The sequence below is a fragment of the Oceanobacter antarcticus genome, from assembly GCF_044962685.1.
Taxonomy (GTDB): Bacteria; Pseudomonadota; Gammaproteobacteria; order Pseudomonadales; family Oceanobacteraceae; genus Oceanobacter; species Oceanobacter antarcticus.
Genome location: NZ_JBBKTX010000001.1, coordinates 260,903 through 279,799, shown reverse-complemented (window position 1 = coordinate 279,799; position 18,897 = coordinate 260,903). Strand labels below are relative to the sequence as shown.

Annotated in this window: 23 protein-coding genes; 9 read left to right on the top strand and 14 right to left on the bottom strand. The window is 53.7% G+C overall.

The annotated features are described in order from the left end of the window. Positions 1-235 precede the first annotated feature (235 nt). The 3 genes from WG929_RS01355 (at position 236) to WG929_RS01345 (ending at position 2,073) form a co-directional block, all read left to right on the top strand. Positions 236-709, top strand: coding sequence for a Dps family protein (locus WG929_RS01355; RefSeq protein WP_369857254.1), 474 nt, complete (start codon positions 236-238; stop codon positions 707-709). A 506-nt stretch (positions 710-1,215) separates the two neighbouring features. Continuing rightward, positions 1,216-1,608, top strand: coding sequence for a globin (locus WG929_RS01350; RefSeq protein ID WP_369857253.1), 393 nt, complete (start codon positions 1,216-1,218; stop codon positions 1,606-1,608). Between the two features lie 108 nt (positions 1,609-1,716). Beyond that, positions 1,717-2,073, top strand: coding sequence for a PilZ domain-containing protein (locus WG929_RS01345; RefSeq protein ID WP_369857252.1), 357 nt, complete (start codon positions 1,717-1,719; stop codon positions 2,071-2,073). Between the two features lie 41 nt (positions 2,074-2,114). On the opposite strand, the gene ampE is transcribed toward WG929_RS01345, so the two are convergent. Continuing rightward, a complete protein-coding gene (gene ampE / locus WG929_RS01340) occupies positions 2,115-3,149 on the bottom strand; it encodes a regulatory signaling modulator protein AmpE (RefSeq protein ID WP_416204560.1) in 1,035 nt (344 codons plus the stop codon). Beyond that, a complete protein-coding gene (ampD, locus tag WG929_RS01335; protein WP_435873308.1) occupies positions 3,146-3,703 on the bottom strand; it encodes a 1,6-anhydro-N-acetylmuramyl-L-alanine amidase AmpD in 558 nt (185 codons plus the stop codon). Before ampD ends, ampE begins: the two co-directional genes overlap by 4 nt. A 338-nt stretch (positions 3,704-4,041) precedes the next feature. On the opposite strand from ampD, the gene nadC reads away from it, so the two are divergent. Both nadC and WG929_RS01325 read left to right on the top strand, forming a co-directional pair. Next, positions 4,042-4,905: a carboxylating nicotinate-nucleotide diphosphorylase gene (gene nadC / locus WG929_RS01330; protein WP_416204559.1), complete on the top strand. Its 864-nt coding sequence runs from the start codon at positions 4,042-4,044 to the stop codon at positions 4,903-4,905. A 129-nt stretch (positions 4,906-5,034) separates the two neighbouring features. Next, positions 5,035-5,736, top strand: a complete 702-nt coding sequence (locus tag WG929_RS01325; RefSeq protein WP_369857248.1) for a hypothetical protein — start codon at positions 5,035-5,037, stop codon at positions 5,734-5,736. A 75-nt stretch (positions 5,737-5,811) separates the two neighbouring features. Here the strand turns inward: WG929_RS01325 and cmoB are convergent, their stop codons facing one another. The 7 genes from cmoB to rpe all read right to left on the bottom strand — a co-directional run bounded on the left by cmoB (position 5,812) and on the right by rpe (position 12,337). Continuing rightward, the gene (cmoB, locus tag WG929_RS01320) at positions 5,812-6,858 is read right to left on the bottom strand and encodes a tRNA 5-methoxyuridine(34)/uridine 5-oxyacetic acid(34) synthase CmoB (RefSeq protein WP_369857247.1); all 1,047 of its coding nucleotides are present in this window, start codon (positions 6,856-6,858) and stop codon (positions 5,812-5,814) included. A gap of 73 nt (positions 6,859-6,931) precedes the next feature. Continuing rightward, positions 6,932-7,672 carry a carboxy-S-adenosyl-L-methionine synthase CmoA gene (cmoA, locus tag WG929_RS01315; RefSeq protein WP_369857246.1) on the bottom strand — a complete coding sequence of 247 codons (741 nt, stop codon included), beginning with the start codon at positions 7,670-7,672 and terminating at the stop codon, positions 6,932-6,934. 86 nt (positions 7,673-7,758) lie between these two features. Beyond that, positions 7,759-8,175: a GlcG/HbpS family heme-binding protein gene (locus WG929_RS01310; protein ID WP_416204558.1), complete on the bottom strand. Its 417-nt coding sequence runs from the start codon at positions 8,173-8,175 to the stop codon at positions 7,759-7,761. 446 nt (positions 8,176-8,621) lie between these two features. Then, on the bottom strand, positions 8,622-10,154 hold the full coding sequence (locus tag WG929_RS01305; protein WP_416204557.1) for a DNA recombination protein RmuC: 1,533 nt from the start codon (positions 10,152-10,154) through the stop codon (positions 8,622-8,624). Beyond that, positions 10,154-10,828, bottom strand: coding sequence for a hypothetical protein (locus tag WG929_RS01300; RefSeq protein ID WP_416204556.1), 675 nt, complete (start codon positions 10,826-10,828; stop codon positions 10,154-10,156). Before WG929_RS01300 ends, WG929_RS01305 begins: the two co-directional genes overlap by 1 nt. A 90-nt stretch (positions 10,829-10,918) precedes the next feature. Next, positions 10,919-11,638 carry a phosphoglycolate phosphatase gene (locus WG929_RS01295; protein WP_416204555.1) on the bottom strand — a complete coding sequence of 240 codons (720 nt, stop codon included), beginning with the start codon at positions 11,636-11,638 and terminating at the stop codon, positions 10,919-10,921. 15 nt (positions 11,639-11,653) lie between these two features. Beyond that, the gene (gene rpe / locus WG929_RS01290; protein WP_416204554.1) at positions 11,654-12,337 is read right to left on the bottom strand and encodes a ribulose-phosphate 3-epimerase; all 684 of its coding nucleotides are present in this window, start codon (positions 12,335-12,337) and stop codon (positions 11,654-11,656) included. 222 nt (positions 12,338-12,559) lie between these two features. Here rpe and WG929_RS01285 point away from each other — a divergent pair, with 222 nt between their 5' ends. From WG929_RS01285 to WG929_RS01275, 3 genes are all read left to right on the top strand, one after another. Next, positions 12,560-13,858 carry a DUF3530 family protein gene (locus WG929_RS01285; protein ID WP_416204553.1) on the top strand — a complete coding sequence of 433 codons (1,299 nt, stop codon included), beginning with the start codon at positions 12,560-12,562 and terminating at the stop codon, positions 13,856-13,858. A 59-nt stretch (positions 13,859-13,917) separates the two neighbouring features. Then, positions 13,918-14,508 carry a hypothetical protein gene (locus WG929_RS01280; protein ID WP_416204552.1) on the top strand — a complete coding sequence of 197 codons (591 nt, stop codon included), beginning with the start codon at positions 13,918-13,920 and terminating at the stop codon, positions 14,506-14,508. Between the two features lie 97 nt (positions 14,509-14,605). Then, positions 14,606-15,340 carry an oxygen-binding di-iron domain-containing protein gene (locus WG929_RS01275; RefSeq protein WP_416204551.1) on the top strand — a complete coding sequence of 245 codons (735 nt, stop codon included), beginning with the start codon at positions 14,606-14,608 and terminating at the stop codon, positions 15,338-15,340. Between the two features lie 92 nt (positions 15,341-15,432). On the opposite strand, the gene WG929_RS01270 is transcribed toward WG929_RS01275, so the two are convergent. Further along, complete coding sequence (locus WG929_RS01270; RefSeq protein WP_416204550.1) at positions 15,433-16,206, bottom strand: ferredoxin--NADP reductase; 774 nt, start codon at positions 16,204-16,206, stop codon at positions 15,433-15,435. A 143-nt stretch (positions 16,207-16,349) separates the two neighbouring features. Between WG929_RS01270 and WG929_RS01265 the strand changes: the two genes are divergently transcribed. Then, positions 16,350-17,234 carry a LysR family transcriptional regulator gene (locus WG929_RS01265; RefSeq protein ID WP_416204549.1) on the top strand — a complete coding sequence of 295 codons (885 nt, stop codon included), beginning with the start codon at positions 16,350-16,352 and terminating at the stop codon, positions 17,232-17,234. Between the two features lie 220 nt (positions 17,235-17,454). On the opposite strand, the gene WG929_RS01260 is transcribed toward WG929_RS01265, so the two are convergent. The 4 genes from WG929_RS01260 to WG929_RS01245 form a co-directional block, all read right to left on the bottom strand. Next, positions 17,455-17,913, bottom strand: a complete 459-nt coding sequence (locus tag WG929_RS01260; protein ID WP_416204548.1) for an Sbal_3080 family lipoprotein — start codon at positions 17,911-17,913, stop codon at positions 17,455-17,457. A 94-nt stretch (positions 17,914-18,007) separates the two neighbouring features. Then, positions 18,008-18,244 carry a cysteine-rich CWC family protein gene (locus WG929_RS01255; RefSeq protein WP_416204609.1) on the bottom strand — a complete coding sequence of 79 codons (237 nt, stop codon included), beginning with the start codon at positions 18,242-18,244 and terminating at the stop codon, positions 18,008-18,010. Between the two features lie 43 nt (positions 18,245-18,287). Continuing rightward, positions 18,288-18,641, bottom strand: coding sequence for a VOC family protein (locus WG929_RS01250; RefSeq protein ID WP_369857234.1), 354 nt, complete (start codon positions 18,639-18,641; stop codon positions 18,288-18,290). 82 nt (positions 18,642-18,723) lie between these two features. After that, a complete protein-coding gene (locus WG929_RS01245) occupies positions 18,724-18,870 on the bottom strand; it encodes a hypothetical protein (RefSeq protein WP_369854690.1) in 147 nt (48 codons plus the stop codon). Between the last annotated feature and the right edge of the window lie 27 nt (positions 18,871-18,897).

Here is an 18,897-nt window from a genome sequence, read left to right as displayed (position 1 = left end):
ACTGTCTGTCTATTGGCGGAAAATGACAAGCACCGGCATCTTCCGCCAGACGCAAGTATCCGAAGCACCGCCAAATTGAGAGGAACCAATTTGGGCGTATCCCAACCAATCGGGTACCCGATCAATATTTGTTGATCGACATTCAGGCATACTCACAATCGTCACACCGCCAATCATGGCAACAATGACTGGATCATGTTTTTATCCACAGACTGCTTACCCAAGGGAGAACACTATGAGCATCAATATTGGAATCAGTGATACCCATCGCCAAGCCATCGCTGACGGCCTCGGTCGACTGCTGGCGGATACTTACACCCTGTACCTGACCACCCATAACTTCCACTGGAACGTCACCGGGCCAATGTTTAATAGCCTGCATGTGATGTTTATGGATCAATACACTGAACTCTGGAATGCCGTCGATCCCATTGCAGAGCGCATTCGCTCATTGGGACACGTTGCACCAGGGTCCTACGCCCAGTTTGCCGAACTGGCCTCACTGCCTGATGCCCCAGCCATTCCACCCAAAGCAATGGATATGGTTGCCATCCTGGCTCAGGGACACGAATCGGCGGCCCGCACTGCCAGAAACCTGTATGCACTGGTCGGTGAAGCTAACGACGAACCAACCGCAGATCTGTTAACCCAGCGCCTGACTGTACACGAACAGACTGCCTGGATGCTGCGTTCCCTGCTGGAAGACTAACGCCCTCACCTCATTCATCCTCAGATACAGCCTGCCGATCACTCCGGCAGGCTGTATGTCCGGAAACACTGGCAAAAAACCACCGATACAGCAGTCGGTTTTGAGCTGATATTCCTGTCTTCGGGATACCTTCGCCGTAGAAATAAGCACTTGCCACTCACGATGAAAGTGCAAGCTGTCTGCGGAAATTGTCTGTTACCTGTAAAAGTGCTTTTATCCACTCGACTTCGGATTTAACCTTACAGATTGTAGGGCGAGTAACCAGTACAATAGCGTTATTGTTAGCAGAGCGGGCACCTGACTGATAATCGCAGCCAGGGGGATTCTGGTCGTGTCAAAGTAATAGAAAGACAAACGGAACGCGGTTCGAAGTGAACGTTAAGTGATCATTGCAGTGTAGCTCGTTACCGGACAAAACCCAAAGCTCCCGAATAGAGGAGCAGTTTCAAGGAAAGCCTGCTCTCGAATCCGAGTCCAGGTAGCGCAGAGAAATCCAGGAGTTATCTATGAGCGATGCGGACATCGTATTCCAAAGCTACGGGCGTAGCTGCAACAACATTGTCTTCTTTGAAGACTTTTATTCCATTTTCATGAGCAAGTCACACGACGTTCGGGAGATGTTCAAAAACACCAATATGGAGGCTCAGCGGGCCTTGTTACGCAGCGGTATTTTATGGCTGGTGATGCACTCTCGCGGCATGCCGGATACCAAAATAAAGGCTCTTGGGAAAAGTCACAGCCGTGGAGAAATGAATATCAACCCCATGTATTACAGCCTTTGGCTGGATGCTCTGATGGAAACCCTGGCGCGTCATGACCCTAAATTTTCGAAGGAGCTGGAGCTTACCTGGCGCCGTACACTCAAGCCAAGTATCGACCTGATTCAAAGCATGTATTAATCAAAAACACGCCTGACATGTCATTTTGATCTAAATAGAAACATTGACCTCCTCACAGGTTTCAGAGCAGTCTGGTGGCTGTCGCATAATCCAGTGAAGGAGGTTTGCATGAACGGGCATACCGAACAACGTCATACCCCGAGAGCCGATATTTCATCCAACGTCAGTGTCTTTCAGCAGGGCGATTTGTCCTACCTTGGTTTACTACTGAACTGCTCAGATGAAGGACTGATGATATCGACCTATGAAGCCATTGAACCCGGTACCGAATTAAATCTGGAGCTGGTCGACGTACGACCTGACCTGGACGTTCACCGTACCGGTTTTTGCCAGGCAGAAGTAGTCTGGAGCAAACCCATCACCCCCAGCCTCTACAGCGCTGGCTGCCGTATGAAAGCCCCTTGCAACACACTTAACGGCATGATCAGAAGCTATCAAAAGACGGAGCCTGATCCTGTGGGTTAATAACCCAAGCCATTCATCACAGCTGGTTGCCCTGCCGACTGTCAGAGCAACCAGCCACCGATCGTTGCTACAGCAATACCTACCATCCAGATTGATACACTGCGCAAATGCAATTGCTGCCATTCATCCAGCTCCGCTGCCGCAGCCGGACAATCGGCAGCAGCACTGTGCCAACAGCGTTTTTCGTGACTGAACGACAACGCCGCACTCGCGACATCCACCAGCACTTGCTGGCTGTCGATGGCCGTTTTCCACAACAACTGACGCCATACCGGCAATGCCATCGTCATATTACCAGCCAGGCAATAGGTCAGCCCCAGCAAACGCGCAGGTGCCCATTCCAGCCAGTGTAAACACCAGCTTGATACACGATCGGCTTGCGCCTTTTTCCCGGCATACTGATTGCCGGAACCAACGGTTTCTGACGGATCGTCTGCTGCATCCTGTTGTTCCTGCTCCGTTTGTTGTTTCGGTTCCAGCGGTTGTTCCGGCTGCTCCGGCGATTCTTCGGAGGCGCCCTCTTGTTGCCCCAATGCCTCCTGAGCACGGACAAAATGTAACGTCAGCCAGGCCAGCACAACGCCACCCACATCGGCAAACATGTACCAGAACACCATCAAAAAAAAGTACTCAAACCAGCGGTACAACACTGTATGCAAAACCTGAGCATTCAGGGTTTCCGGATCCGACGACAATGCCAACCCCGGTACTGAAACCGCTTCATCGGCACAATGAAATGCGCCCTGAATATCACCGCTGGTCAAATGTTCGCGGTAGCGTTTCAAACCCGCTCCCATATTAGCCTGAGACAGTACCAGTAATAACAGCCCGACCTCCGCCACAGCGGATGGTAATCCCCAGGCGAACGATTCCAGCCACACAAATAACAAAGCAACCAGAATACTGGGCAGTATCACCAGCAGTATCAGCCTGATGGGGGCACCCAGGCGTTCAAACCCTGGCCAGCGCTGCCACAGTGCCAGCCAGCGATCGTACAAACTGCCTTGTCCCCAGCGACGAGCCCAGGGCAACTGCTGTTGCAACAACAACGAGATAAACAGAATCAGAAATTTCATAAATCATACTCATCCGGTTTCAGGGAGTTCAGGTAGCGGCCCCAGTCAAACGCCGGGCCGGGATCCGTCTTGCGACCCGGTGCGATATCGTCATGGCCCGCGATACGGCTGCCGATCATCGGGTAGTATCGGCGCAAGGCTATCGTCACCCGAGTCAGCACCTGATACTGGGCCTCACTGTACGGGGTGTTATCGCAGCCTTCCAGCTCAATACCAATCGAAAAATCATTACAATCAGTCAGACCCTCATAGCACGATACTCCGGCGTGCCAGGCGCGATCGTTAAAGTTGACAAACTGATAGAGCGTGCCATCCCGCTCAATCAATAAATGGCTGGACACCTGCAAGCCATCGATTTCAGCAAAATACGGATGCTCGTCGACAGCCAGCTGATTGCTGAAAAAGCGTTGTATACACCCGCTGCCAAATTGACCCGGCGGCAGGCTGATATTATGAATCACCAGCAATGAAACAACCGCCGCTGGCGGACGCTGGCCAAAGTTGGGTGAGGGCACCCATTGCGCGTCGGGCAAGCGCCCGTCTTTTACGTCCAAACTGAATGTTCTCCGTACTGTTTGGGTATCTTCACTCATTCATACTACACCGGATACAATCCTCCGCACCCGACAACCGAAGCCGGCAGCGTCATGCACCCATGCCGGGTTCCGTGTAAGATTCACCACCACAAGAATCCGCGATAGTCCGGGTCGCCTATAGGATGCATCTGAAAATGTAGCGAGCGATGAAAGGACAAAGCAAAAATCGACGAAAAAGCGCAATTTATGAGTGATACATGAGCATTTTGAGTCGATTTTTAACGCCGTCATTTCGAGCACCGGATTAAATAGATGTCCCCTATACCGCACCAACAATTAATATCAAGAGTCATGTCATGAACCTGAGCCTACACGCTGCCGATATTACCAACGCCGTTACCACTGCCCTGACCGAAGATGTCGGCAGTGGTGATATCACGGCCCGCCTGATCCCGACGCAGCAGCGCTCCCAAGCCCGTATTATCAGCCGTGAACGCGCCATCATCGCAGGCAAAGCCTGGGTCAATGAAGTCTTCCGTCAGCTCGACCCGAACGTCCAGGTCATCTGGCGCGTCTCCGAAGGTGAATGGGTGCGCCCAAACCAACTGCTATTTGAACTGTCAGGCTCAGCGCGCAGTCTGCTCACTGGCGAACGCTGCGCCCTGAATTTCCTGCAAACGCTCTCAGCCACTGCCACTTTATGCCGACAGTATGCCGATCAGGTTGCAGGTACTGGCGTCAAGTTGCTCGATACCCGTAAAACCCTGCCGGGTTTACGCATCGCACAAAAATATGCGGTCAGTGTCGGCGGCTGTTTTAACCATCGAATAGGCCTGTACGACGCCTTTTTAATCAAGGAAAACCACATCATGGCATGTGGCGGAATTGCCCAGGCCGTTGCGGCTGCCCATGACATCGCCCCTGGCAAACCGGTCGAGGTTGAAGTGGAATCCATGAACCAGCTGGACGAAGCCATCGCTGCCAATGCCGATATCATCATGCTCGACAACTTCACCCCCGCCGAGATGACCACAGCGGTACAACATGCCCGCGCTGCCACTGCCAATCGCCTGGAAGGGCCAATCAAACTGGAAGCATCCGGTAATATCACTGATGCCACCCTGCTGCCTTACGCACGCACCGGGGTCGATTACATCTCCATCGGGGCGCTGACCAAAGATTGTAAAGCGATTGATTTATCAATGCGTATTACACTCTGACCGATGATCAGGACGCGGGCTTTTGGGCAGACTCGGGCTTTGACAAAACGCTGGCCCCGTCACAGACACTGAAGCCATCAAGACTGAAGTAACAGACACTGAAACGACAACCGCTATAACGGAACTCTTATGCACCTCACATCGTTTAATCGTTATCAGGCATTTGCCGCTCACTTTGGTATCAGCCTGGTGCTGTTTCTGATGATGGTCGCGCTGGTTTTTGGCGTCTGGTATCCCGGCATTCTGAGTGCTGCCGATCCGGGCTGGCACCAGGCGCTGTTGATGATTGCCGGAGTTGATCTGGTGCTCGGGCCAACACTGACGCTATTGGTCTTTAACCCGGCGAAAAAAAGCCTGAAGATGGATCTCAGCATCATTGCCGCCGTACAACTGGCCGCGCTGATAGCTGGTGTGTATACCGTGCACCAAACTCGCCCGGTCGCTCTGTATGTCGCGTTTCCACCCCAAGGCTACGAAATACTCTATGCCCACACCCTGAACCAGGACACCCTGGATGCGATTAAAGCCAGTGAGGATCAAGTGTTTTATTATCAGCCCAGTTCCAATGGCTCGATATTTGGCCCGGCCAGCTACAAGGATCTGACCCCGGCAGAACTCAAGCCCATCACCGACGGTGGCTTTATCGATTTTATCAATAGCCGGGCACCGGCTGGCACCTTCGAATACAACGACACCGTGCGACTGGCAATTGGCTTGAGCGGCAACTGGTTGGTAACTGATTTAAATGGCAAGGTAGTAGGGGTTCAACCGGAACAACAACTGCTGGATGAGCAAGCAGCGGATTCCGACACCGCAACCACAGAACAATAATTCCTCCCCTGCTTTCAATCCGTAGCGCTGCTCAACAAGCAGCGCTACCTGCGCAAGCCCACCCAACCAGAGTCCTCAGGCTTCGGCAATAATCACCGCCCGTAGCGGGGCTGGGTAGCCTTCGACGGTTTTGGAAAGATCATCCGGATCAAGAAAATCCACCAGCGAGTTATAACGCATCCAGTCGGTTGAATGCTGCTCCGCCAATGAGGTCTGATTCAGATCCACCACTCTGGCGTTGCGGAAGCCGGTGCGACGACACCACAACAACAACGTCTCTACCGATGGAATAAACCAGACATTCCGCATCATGGCGTAGCGGTCTTCTGGCATCACCACCTCACCTGGATCCGCGTCGATCACCAATGTTTCCAACACCAGCTCACCACCCGGCTTGAGTGCCCCGCGCAACTCTTCCAGATGCTCAATCGGTGACTTGCGATGATAAAGTACCCCCATCGAAAACACGCTATCAAAGGCTTTCAAATTGGCAGGGACATCTTCCATTTTGAACGGTAGCAAATCCGCTTGGGGAGCGATTCCCTGGGCCGCTGTCACATAGCCCTTGATGGCCTGAAACTGCATCAGAAACAGCCGTGAAGGATCGACACCGATCACTCGGAAAGCACCGGCTCCCAGCATCCGCCAGAGGTGATAACCCGAGCCGCAACCAACATCCAGCACGGTACGCCCCGTCAAGTCGGACAAATGAGGCGCCAGCCGTTGCCATTTCCAGTCCGAACGCCATTCAGTATCAATATAACTATCAAACAGCTGGAATGGCCCCTTGCGCCATGGCATCAAGCCACGTAGCCCTTGTTCCACTGCCTGCGCCTGCGCCGGGCTGGTATGGCCCTTGATCGCCAGATCAAAAGTACCAAGATCACACGTAACAGCCGCTAGCCGGGGTAATAATCTCAAAGCGTCTACCCAACGTTGCTGATCACCGTGTTCCCTCGTGACCAGCAAATCCTCTAACTGCTCCGGCAACACCTCAGCCCAGCGCGCCATGCGGCTGCCCTCCCCTCGCATGGCCGTCAGCACGTCATGAAACCATGGCAACAGGGTTGCCGCATCGGCAGCATCAAGATCAGCAAACAACGGAGTAACATCAACAGGCATGAAGCAGACTCAAGCAAAAGGAGGAATAAGAGACCGTGTAACCGTGTAACCGTGTAACCGTGTAGTAGCGGCATTAACGGATAGCAAGAAATGAGACAAAATTAAAACACTGATACCAGCGAATAACCTGGCTGAACCCAGCAGCCAACAACCGTTGGCGATGTACCTCTTCGCGCTCCGGGATCAGATAATCCTCAATGGCCGTGCGCTTGCGGGCAATTTCCATCTCGCTGTAACCATTGGCGCGCTTGAAATCCCAGTGCAAGGCATCTTGCAACGGCTGCTCGGCAACCTCAAAACTGATTTTTTCCGACAGAATCAATGCGCCACCCGGAATCGTTGCCTCAGCGATACGAGTCAGCAGTTCGAGGCGCTGGTCGAGCACGATAAACTGCAACACATAATTCAGTGCCGTCACCGAGGCATTGTCCAGCGTCAACGAACAAATATCAGCCTGCAACAATTCAACCGCTACCGGATCACCGGCCAGGGAATGATCGTCGAGGGCAATATAATGTGCGGCGCGTTCCAGCATGGAGGCCGAATTATCCACCCCGATCACCTGACAACCACGGGCACGTACACCATGACGCATCGCCAGCGTGACCGCTCCCAGCGAACAGCCAAGATCATACAAGCGGGTGTTATCGCGGGCATAACGACCGGCAATAATACCGGACATCGCCACGGTTTCAGCATAGCCGGGCACCGAGCGTTTGATCATATCGGGAAAAACCCGCGCCACGGCGTCATCAAAACGGAAATCGGCACTGTGGGCTTCGCGGGTCTGGTAGAGATCGTCACGCTCGTTCATAGGTGTCTCGGGTCGCTTGGATGGGCCAGCACTGCAAGGCAATACTCTGGCAAAAACAAACTGCCATGGTATCACAAGCCGATAAATCAGCCCGCAGCCAAACCGTCGTTCAACTGTGCCAGCGCCCACTCGGCAATCTCCAGATCCTCTACGGCCGTACCACCCGCAATCCCCAGCCCGCCAATCACATGACCATTAGCAAACAAGGGAATACCACCCTTAAACAACGCCAGTCCACCATGAGTGGATTCAATCCCGGTCAGGGGACGCGACCGAACCACCTCACCAAAAGCGCCGCTGTCCGTGCGAAACAACGCCGAGGTACGTGCCTTGCGCTGGCTCACTTCACCAGGGCCAATTGCGGCGCCGTCCATCCGGGAAAAGCCAATCAAATGACCCCCTTCATCAACAACGCTGATCGAAACCCGGACACCCAGCCCGGTGGCTTTTTCTTCACACCATTGAATCAATTGTTTCACGGCGGTCGCAGATAAGCGGCTCATAAGCTCTCCAGGAAAAATGTTTGATCAAACGCGAAGCCCAGAAGTCTGTCGGGCTTAGGGCTGCTCTACAGCGGAAAAGCTGAATCTGGCTCTTTTTTGAGCAAATTTTTGTTAAATAGAACCATTCTCCTCAAATTTGCGCAAAAATTGCTCAAACCAGTCTTTCCCTCGCAACGAACGCAATCATTTCCGACGGGCGACCGGGAAATTGATCGCTGCTTGTATCCTCAACCCAGAATCGATCAATACCGGTATTAATTTCAAATGGATATGGTAAAAAACCGTCGCAGTCGTCATCAAGGCAAAACCGATAATCAGCGTGACCATAAGGGGACATATATAGACGCTTCCCCGTCCTTGCCGGTCTGCTCGCTGAATGGCCGTGCCCATATCTGGATTTATAGCCGATGGTTAACCAGTCGGCCTGAAATGATAATGCTGTTCATTCAATCGACGGGGGCTTCCCGGCTACCAAGGGATTCATGTAATTCATCCTCGGCATTGGCGTCGTCGACCAGATTTTTAGCCAATTCCTTTTTGACCCGAACACCCAATTTACGGAAACCATCGGCCTGACTGAGCAAGTTACCACGGCCGGATTTCAGCGAATTCCAGGCCTCATCATAACCCTTGTTCAGCGTCGTCAGCTGGCTACCCACTTTTTCGAATTTATCCACCACCACAGTGAGTTTGTCGTACAGTTTACCGGCCTGGTCAGCCAGCTTTTCGGTACTTTTATTACGTCGTTCAATAGCCCACAAACTGGCCACCGTGCGTAAGGTCGCAAGCAGAGTCGTTGGCGTCACGACCACGATTTTTTGTTCAAACGCCGTATTAAACAGACTTTCGTCATGCTGGAATGCCAGCATAAAAGCTGGTTCGACGGGCATAAACAGGAACACAAAATCCGGTGAATTAAGACCATTCAGGTGCTGGTATGCCTTGTCACTCAAGCTGCGGACATGGCTACGCACCGATTCCACATGCCGTTTGAGTGCCGCCGCCTGCTCCAGCTCGAAGTCGGCATTGACGTAATCGGTATAGGCATTCAGCGATACTTTGGAATCCACCACGATATGCTTGCCTTCCGGCAGGCGGATAATGACATCCGGGCGATAACGCTGGCCGCTGTCGTCCTGGTGGCTTTCTTCCCGGACGTATTCTTCACCCTTCCGCAAACCGGAACGCTCGAGTACCGTTTCTAGCACCATCTCGCCCCAGTTGCCCTGGGTTTTCTTTTCACCACGCAGGGCGGTTGTCAGCGCATGAGCCTCAGTCGACATTTGCTGATTCAGCTTGTGCAGCTCAACAATCTGCGCCTGTAGCGTGGCCCGATCACGGGTATCGCTAAGGTGGACATCCTCAACCTTTTTGCGCAAACCATCGAGCTGCTCTCGAAACGGCGTCAGCAAGCTGGTCAGCCCTTGCTGACTCTGTTGGGTAAACTGCTGCTGTTTTTGCTCGAAGATTTTTTGCGACAGATGTTCAAATTCTTGCAGTAACTGCTCCTTGTTTTGCTGCAGCAAAGCCAGTTTTTCATCGGCGTGCTGCTGCTGCATTTCTCGCGCCTGACGTTCGCTCACCAGCTCCGTCTGGCTGTCGCTCAAACGCTGCTGCAAATCGGCCAGACGGGTTTGCCACAACAACTGCGATTCGCGACGTTCGATTTCCAGCGCCTGTTTCTGCGCCAGTGCAGCATGGCTGCGCTCTTGCCAGCGCGCCGCGTCGGTACGGGTAGCATTAAGTGCGGCATCAGTCTCACTCAGACGGTTTTCCAATTCGGCAAGCTGCTGTTCCCGCTGCTGCTGTTGTTGTTGCACCAGCAGCAAGGCGGCCTGTGCACGACGTCTGACGATCATCCCGGTCACCAACGAACCCAGTAGTATCCCTGCAATCAAACTGACCAGCGTTAACGGCAGATAACTGCCCATCATCTGTGGGTCAAATGGCAATAGCGGGGCCAAAGCCAACGCATCCATCAAAAAACTCCTCGTAGCCCGGCACTGATGGCATAGCTGTGGACCTCCTCAAAATGTGCCCGGTCGTATTCGAGATATAACGATACGGCACGGGAACCGAACCCTCCCAACGACAATCCAGCTTGCCACATCGGGGTACAACCCGATACCTCGCGGGCAGCGTCAATACTGGTGGCGCTGGCGCGCAAGCACATACGCCCATAGCCAAACCACGGCCCCTGCCCTGGTTTGATTGGCAACATCGCCCGTACATTCCAGCTGAACGCAGCACCATCTTGTTGATAGACGGTATTCGACGAACGCTCGTCGCTGTCCGTAGTGCTTTTGTTGTCGTCAGCATTCCAGAGCCAGACATTCATTCCGCCCGACAGTATCGACCGCCAGCTGATACCACCACCAACACGAAAAAATCGCCCGACAACCGCATGGCGGCTACTGCCGTCGGGTTCGTTGGCTCGTTGCCACTCGGTTTTTGGCCAGTTCAGTACACTAAGGCCGTACGCCGCATCAAAATAGGGATTGAACCCTCTATTGAACCCGCTATAGGTGCGATTATCCGAGGTAACCACAGGAAGACTCGACCAACTCGGTTGCGGCGTGTGTATACGCACCTCGGCAGCCAGGGTAACCCCGCTGGTCAGAACCAGACTGACCATTAATACAATCCGAAGCATATGCTTACACCTGTTACCTGCCACCCGACAACCTCAAAGCCTCCGGTCCACACTCGCGCCACCTGTTTTTACAAGCAGCTGCACAGGCGATTAAACATGCCGAATCAGGTCGGCAAGTGAATGAATGATCAGATTCGGCTGGCAGGTAGCAATATTTTCGCCATGGTTATAGCCGTAGGGAACCGCCACGGTCATACAGCCTGCGGCCTTGCCAGCGTACATATCATTACGGGAATCGCCGACCATGATCGCTTGTTGTGGCTCTACCGCCATCAACTCGCAGGCGTGCAGAATCTGCGCAGGGTCTGGTTTACGTTGTGGCAGGTCATCACCACACACCACCGCATCAAAATAAGGACGCCAGCCGAGCGCATCCAGCAGCACATCGGTAAACACTCTGGGTTTGTTGGTCACCAATGCCATGCGAATGCCCAGCACCGCCAGTATGGTGAGTGTTTTTTCAACACCGGGGTAAACCCCGGTGGCATCGTTCAGATGCTCCAGATAGAAAGGATCAAACAAGGCTCTGGCCGCAGCAACCTCGGCGGCATCCAGTGCCTGGGCCTGCATATCATTGCCATCACACAAGGCTCTGCGTACCAGCATGTCGGCACCGTTACCGACCCATTCAGCCACCAGCGGCTGACCAGCCACCGGTCGACCCAGTTGCACCAGCATCTGATCAATCGCAGCCGCAAGATCCGGCACACTGTCGATCAGCGTGCCATCAAGATCAAACAGCAGCGCTTGCGGAACCGTGTCTTCACGGGCGGAAAAATACGTTTGTACCGGTTCACTCCAGATCGACATATCAGGATGTCCTTCTCAACGGAGGCTGGCCAGCTGCTCACGCATCTGCTCAACCACGGCCTGATAATCAGGCTGATTAAAAATAGCCGAGCCAGCGACAAACATATCGGCTCCGGCCGCTGCTATTTCGCGAATATTGTCGACCTTGACGCCACCGTCAATTTCCAGGCGGATATCCAGGCCGGAATCGTCGATACACTGGCGCGCCTGACGTAATTTATCCAGCGTGCCAGGAATAAACGACTGGCCACCAAAACCCGGATTGACCGACATCAGCAGAATCACGTCGAGTTTATCCATCACATAATCCAGGTAGTGCAAGGGGGTAGCAGGGTTAAATACCAGACCGGCCTTGCATCCCAGCGAGCGGATCAGCTGCAAGCTGCGATCGACATGATCCGAGGCTTCCGGGTGAAAGGTTATATAAGTAGCACCGGCAGCAGCAAAGTCTGCAATCAGGCTGTCCACCGGCGACACCATCAGATGCACGTCGATGGGAGCGCTATAACCATTGCTGTCCAGGTATTTTTTCAGTGCCTTGCACACCATCGGGCCGATGGTCAGATTAGGCACATAGTGGTTGTCCATCACATCAAAATGAACCACGTCGGTACCGGCGTCCAGCACCGCCGCAACGTCGTCACCCAGACGGGCAAAATCAGCAGAAAGAATGGAAGGAGCAATCAGAAAATCGTGCATGGATAGACACAGGGTAATGAATGAAGTGTCATTGTAAGCGGTGGGAACGGCTTTTGCAGCCTGTGTTGACAACGTCAACCCATTGTTCCTGATCGAGTCCTGACCATTATGCGGTTACTGTCTGTTTGCTCTGCCTGTGTTCCGCCCCGGCGGCAACCACGCCCTCCCTGTTCAGCCCCCGGCTCCCACTGCATTCACTCGCGGCTAATGCTGGCAATAGCAATGACAATAAGAGGAGCGATAAAGCTGACAGCGCTGACACTGCTCTCCGCCACTCCGGCGTTCGCCGCTGACGAACCAGCGACCCCAGAACCCGTCACGACCGCTAGTCAGCCTGAAGACACAAGCGCTACGGAAGCCCTGGCAGACCCCGTCGCCGTGGTTAAAGCACCAGAGCGTATCACCCCGGATGAATCACGGCAGCGCCACCAGGCCATTCCAGCCCAGCTGGCGTTATTTCAGCGCAGCAGTGAAGTGGTGCCACTGCTGGCGAACGAAACCGCCTTTTATGGTTTGTTTATTCAAGAGCGTAGCGGTTTTCCACAAGGTGGAACCTTGCTGTTACACGACCAGGGACAACATGGTCAGTGGCCGGTGCCCACCGGCATGTTACGTGAACAGCTGCCAGACCTGGGCTGGGCAACGCTCGCCATAGAGCTGCCTGATCCACCCCCCGCACCCTTACCGCCAACATCCCTGTACCTTGATGCAAGCAGCACCAATAAAGACTCTGCGGCAAGCGGCGCTGGGGATACACCGGCAGCAACCGCAGAGGCCGCCGATAACGCATCTTCCTCGCACGACAACAACCCAAACAACACCCCAAATACCAACCCAAACGACCAGAAAAAAGACGACAGCACCACGACCACAACGCTGGCGACGACTGACGCAAAAATAGCCATACCGCCAGAACCCAATACATTTGACCCAACGCTGGCCAGAGAGCCGCCGCTGCCACAACGAACACAGCTGCCAGCGCTGAAGACAGACGCCAATCCATCAGCCGTCACGGCAATCGAAGGCCAGCAGGCTAGCGCTTATGAGCAGGCCCAGCAACAGCATCGCCAACAGGTGATGGAACGGATCCGGCAAGGCATTCAGTATCTGAAAAGTCGCGGGCAGCTCAACCTGGTGGTGATCGCCAGCGGTAGCAGTGCCAGTTGGGCCAGTCAATGGCTCAACGAAGTCAGCCGTATCAATGCCGACGGCAAAGCAGAGCGCGGATTGGCACTGATCCTGATTGACGCCCGAGAAAGCAGCGCCACCAAAATCCCGCTACCGCAACAACTGCTGCAACTGGCGGTGCCAGTCTTCGATGTGATTACCGATGCCAATCAGCTTGCCGCCACTCAGTTACGCCAGCGAGCAGGCCTGCTGCGACACAATAAACGCGCCCACTATCAACAGTTTTTCCTCTCCGGGCCGATAGCACTGGCAGATGAACACAATGCATTAACACGCCGTATTCGCGGCTGGTTAAAGTCCAATGCCGCCGGAACTCGTTTGAGCCAGCGCTGACAGGCAAAAATGGCAAGTGCTTCTATACTGAACAAGACGTGAATCAGGGGCGACACCTCATGGCAGTACCCATTTTTGTGACGGCAGCCAGTATTGCTGCGGAACTCCACCAGGCCATGCTGGAAGCCAAGGGGCTGGCACTGACGGCCAAAAATGCCCGCGCCCTGGCCGTACGCGCCGGTTCCAAAACAGTGGGATTCAAGGCCATTACCCATTTTATTGATGAGCTGGCCAGCGACATTATTCGCCAGAGTCAGTACATCAATGGCGTCTCCGAAGCCCTCTCCCAACAAGCCGTGTCACTCTGGCGGGCCAATACCGCCGCCGACAAATTTGAATGGCTGGAGCGTCAGCAGCTCCCTCATGGAGCCTCACTGCAACACGCCATGCAGCGGTGCTACGCCGAACGTGAGCGCTTGTCGCAGCTGCTGACACAAGGTCTGCGGGAACTGGAAACGCAACTGGAAGAAGGCGACAAACACATCCGCACCGCCAACCTGATTGCCACCTCCAGCAAAATTGAAGCCTCCTCTGCCGGAGATTTTCGCGCCCAGCTCGAAGTCATTGCCTCCAACATCACCACTACCGCCAACCAGATTCGGCAGCACCTGAGTAACGCCCGTCGTCTGTTGAGCCAAAAGCATCGCTGATTCAGAAAACATCACCAAACAAAATCATCAAACAACATCACCCAATACTATTACCAAACAACACTGGCACAGCCCGAAAACAGGAAAGGGAGACCCCATGCAAGCCACCATCATTTATGAAGACGGCGATCATCGCTGGATCATGTTTGGGCGTGATCCCAACAAGTCGGACGGTATTATCGATACCAACCAGTATCTGGTACAAAGCGGTGACCAGGCGATGTTGCTTGACCCTGGTGGTATCGAGCTGTTTGCTCCCATGCTCTCGGCGGTTCTGAAGTTTATTCCTGCCGAAAAGATCACCCACTTGTTTGCCAGCCACCAGGATCCGGATATTATTTCCTCGCTGGGGCTGTGGGATCAGGCATTGCCGGACGCCAAACTCTACTCGCCTTGGCTGTGGGAAAGTTTTATTCGCCATTTCGGGATGAGCCAAATCCGCTTCTGCGCTATCCCGGACGAAGGCCAGACCCTGACCCTTGGTCGCATCCAGCTACAATTTGTCCCCGCTCACTACCTGCACTCATCGGGTAATTTTCACGTGTATGACCCCAAGGCCAAAATTCTGATGAGCGGTGATATTGGTGCCGCCATGGAAGATAGCGCTGCACCGCTGTTTGTCGACAGCATGACCACCCACACGCCGAAAATGCGCCAGTTTCACCAACGCTGGATGCCTTCCAACGACGCCAAACTCGACTGGATTCGCCGTGTTCGGCAGCTCGACATCAACATCATGGCCCCACAACACGGACGCCTGTTCCGGCAACCGCATATGACTGAATTCCTGGACTGGTTCGAAGAGCTGCCCGTCGGCATTGCCGTGCGCTAAAACCCGCATATCAGCCCTGTTGGCAAGACCAGCCAGGAGCCTGTCAGCAAGCAGCATCAGGGAAAGCGGGCCACTGGCCCGCAAAGTACCTGTTATTTCTCAACGAACGACCGTTCGATAACATAATGACCCGCCTTGCTGCCACGCGCCTCTTCAAAGCCCAGCCCCTTCAGAATAGCCGTCAGATCATTCAGCATTGCCGGGCTGCCACACAGCATAAAACGGTCAGTTTCCGGGTTTGGCGGCGGTAAACCAATATCGTCAAACAACTTGCCAGAGGTGATCAAATCCGTCAAACGGCCCTGATTCCGAAATGCCTCACGGGTCACTGTGGGGTAGTAAATCAGCTGATTACGAATCTCTTCGCCAAAATACTCATTCAGCGGCAGCTCATTCTCAATACGATCCTGATAGGCCAGTTCGCTCACGTGACGAACGCCGTGAGTCAGAATCACCTTGTCGAACTGCTGATAAATTTCGTAATCCTTGATGATGCTCATAAACGGCGCCAAGCCAGTCCCCGTACTCAGCAGATACAGATTTTTACCCGGCAGCAAGTTATCCGCAATCAGCGTCCCGACCGGCTTGGTGCCCACCAAAATCTCATCACCGACAGCCAGCTTTTGCAGGTGTTGGGTCAGCGGGCCGTCCTGTACCTTGATCGAGAAAAACTCCATCTCGTCTTCATAGTTGGCACTGGCAATACTGTAAGCCCGTAATAGCGGCTTCTCTTCAATTTCCAGCCCGATCATGGTGAAGTGACCGTTCTTGAAACGCAGCCCCTGATTACGCGTGGTGGTAAAACTGAACAGCGTATCATTCCAGTGATGAACGCTGGTGACGGTTTCCTTGATCAGGTTGCTCATGGTTGACTCTCCCGCAATCGAATATGGTTGGCAGTACCCGCATAAACCGCCGGGTGGTGCATTAGTTGATACCCACACTGTACTGCCGTGCTACTTTTCGGTAAAACGGGTAGTTCAAATATCCATAATCGGAAATACCGAAAATGAGATACACCCTGCGTCAATTGGAAGTCTTTATCGCCATCGCCCAAAGCGGCAATCTCACCCGCGCTGCCGACCATCTGGCGATGTCGCAAAGTGCCGCCTCCAGCGCCCTCAAAGATCTGGAATCCCAATTCAATCTGCAACTGTTCGACCGGGTTGGCAAACGCCTGCAACTTAATGAACAAGGCCGTCTGCTGTTACCCGAAGCCATGGCACTGACAGAACAGGCAACCGCTTTGCAAAACCACCTGATGCAGCACCAGGGCACCGGCAAACTGCGAGTGGGAGCGACGCTGACCATTGGCAACTACCTGGCGGTGCGTATGGTGGCCAACTACATGCAACAACACCCAGGAGCCGAAGTGACCCTGACCGTCGACAACACCGAACACATTGTCGACAAGGTGCTGAACTTTGAACTGGATGTCGGCCTGATTGAAGGAGAAATCAACCAGCCCGAACTCGAAATCCGGCACTGGCAAACGGACGAACTGGTGGTGTTCTGCCACCCCGCCCACCCGCTCGCCCAGTTTGACCAGGCCACCGACGAGCAACTGCAACAGGCCCGCTGGATCCTGCGCGAAGAAGGCTCCGGCACCCGCCAGGCGTTTGATCGCGGTATGTACGGCCTGCTACCGCAACTGGATATCGCCATGGAGCTGGAACACACCGAAGCCATTAAACGTGCGGTACAGGCAGAACTGGGCATCAGTTGCCTGTCACGCATCGCGCTGGAAGATAACTTCCGGCGTGGCGACCTGAGTGAAGTCAAAACCCCACAACGAGACTTCGGCCGCAGCCTCTACATCGTGCTACACAAACAGAAATTCAGAACCGCAGGATTAAACGCTTGGCTGGCGCTGTGTGATGAGACGGTGGCATGAGTTTGGCTGCCGTGCAGTGCTGCCTTTGTTGCAGAAATATCGTTGAGTATTCTGCTTGAATATACAAGACAGCGTGCTGTAACCGAGTACCCGGAAATAACACATACTCGCTGCCGCACGGCAGTTTGCCTGTCTTTTTTGCCTGTCTTTAAAAGAGCACTCCGAGACCTCCGGGGTACTCCTCATCGGTCACGGAATGCCAAGAAGTCGGGCTTGCCTATCAAAGCTGGGCGTTGGCTTCTTCAACGGTTTTACGTCCGAACATCACATCCAGCATCAACTGAATTCGCTTTTCAGAGTTACCAAATTTGGACGGTAAATTACCCGATGAAAACTCTATCTGCCGGACTCGCTGTCCCTGATTAAAACCTTCAATTTTAGAATAATTCAGGTAGGTTGCCATATCCCAGTTCCAGTAACCCACGTACTCCACGGTCAACTTATCGTTATCGTGTTTGGTACCTTCCTGATCAACTGTGTATTGGTAGCCATTCTGATCCATCCAGGCAGTCACTGCGTCAAGAAACCCGGTTCGAGTTTCTTTGTCCTGAATAATCTGTATTTCATAGCCAGGGTCATACACAACAGCGTCCTGGATCTCACTTTTAATTTTTTGGCCAGAGCAACCGGTTGCCAAAACAGTCAGCGCCAACAGTGCAATCAAGCTGATTTTTTTCATCATTCATCCTTATTTGTTATCGATTCATGCCCGTCATCCCAGGCAAGGCAAGAGTGCCTCAACACAAACCGGTAAACAATCCTCAAGAGGCTATCTATCTCATCTCAAACAGCTGCCGACATTGATCACAAATACATTGCTGCCCGGCGTATTCGACTGTTTGTTCCAGCAGTGATGGTGGGAATTGCGCCGTCATGCACCAGCATTGGCTGGCATCTTGCCCGCTAGCAACGGCGCAGTGGTTATCGCCTGCGCATAATGGGCACAGGCGCTGCTCGTCTGGAGAGCTAACCGGCAACGGCTTCAGGCGGGTTGTTACCGGCTTCGCCATATTAACCATAATGTATCCAGGTCAGGCGCTATACCAGCGGGGGTTATTCGGCCCATACGGCGAACTCGTTGCCACTGGGTTCCCTGAAATGAAAACGACGGCCACCAGGAAACTCGAATATGGGTTTGACGATCATGCCACCAGCACCTTCAACGGCTGCCAGCGTGTGCTCCAGGTTGTCGCTAAAAAACACCAGCAATGCACCACCTTGCTCAGCTCGGGAAGCCAGCTCTGCGCGATAAAAACCACCATCCAGCCCGACGTTGGCAAATGCGGTGTAATCCGGGCCGTAATCGACAAATTGCCAGTCGAAGGCGGCGGTAAAAAAGTCCTTGGTCGCTTCCAGGTTACAGGCGGCCATTTCAACGTAGTTCAGTTTGCCGTGTAGGTTGCTCATTGCCTGAGTCTCCTTTGGTTATAACGTCTGGGGGACATCTATTTAATCCGGTGCTCACTCTGGGCCACCGGATGGTGTCGAATCACGAAGCCGACTTGCAGGCCTGACGGGTCAAGTCAAACGTCGGCGACACCGAGTCGAGATCATCCGGCAGCCCCCGAAGGGCGCGGGTTGCCGCCGTCCAGTGCGGTGTTGACGAATTTGAAAAGGACTCGTCATTTCGCTGCATTCGTCGCCTTGCCCTGAACAACGGCAA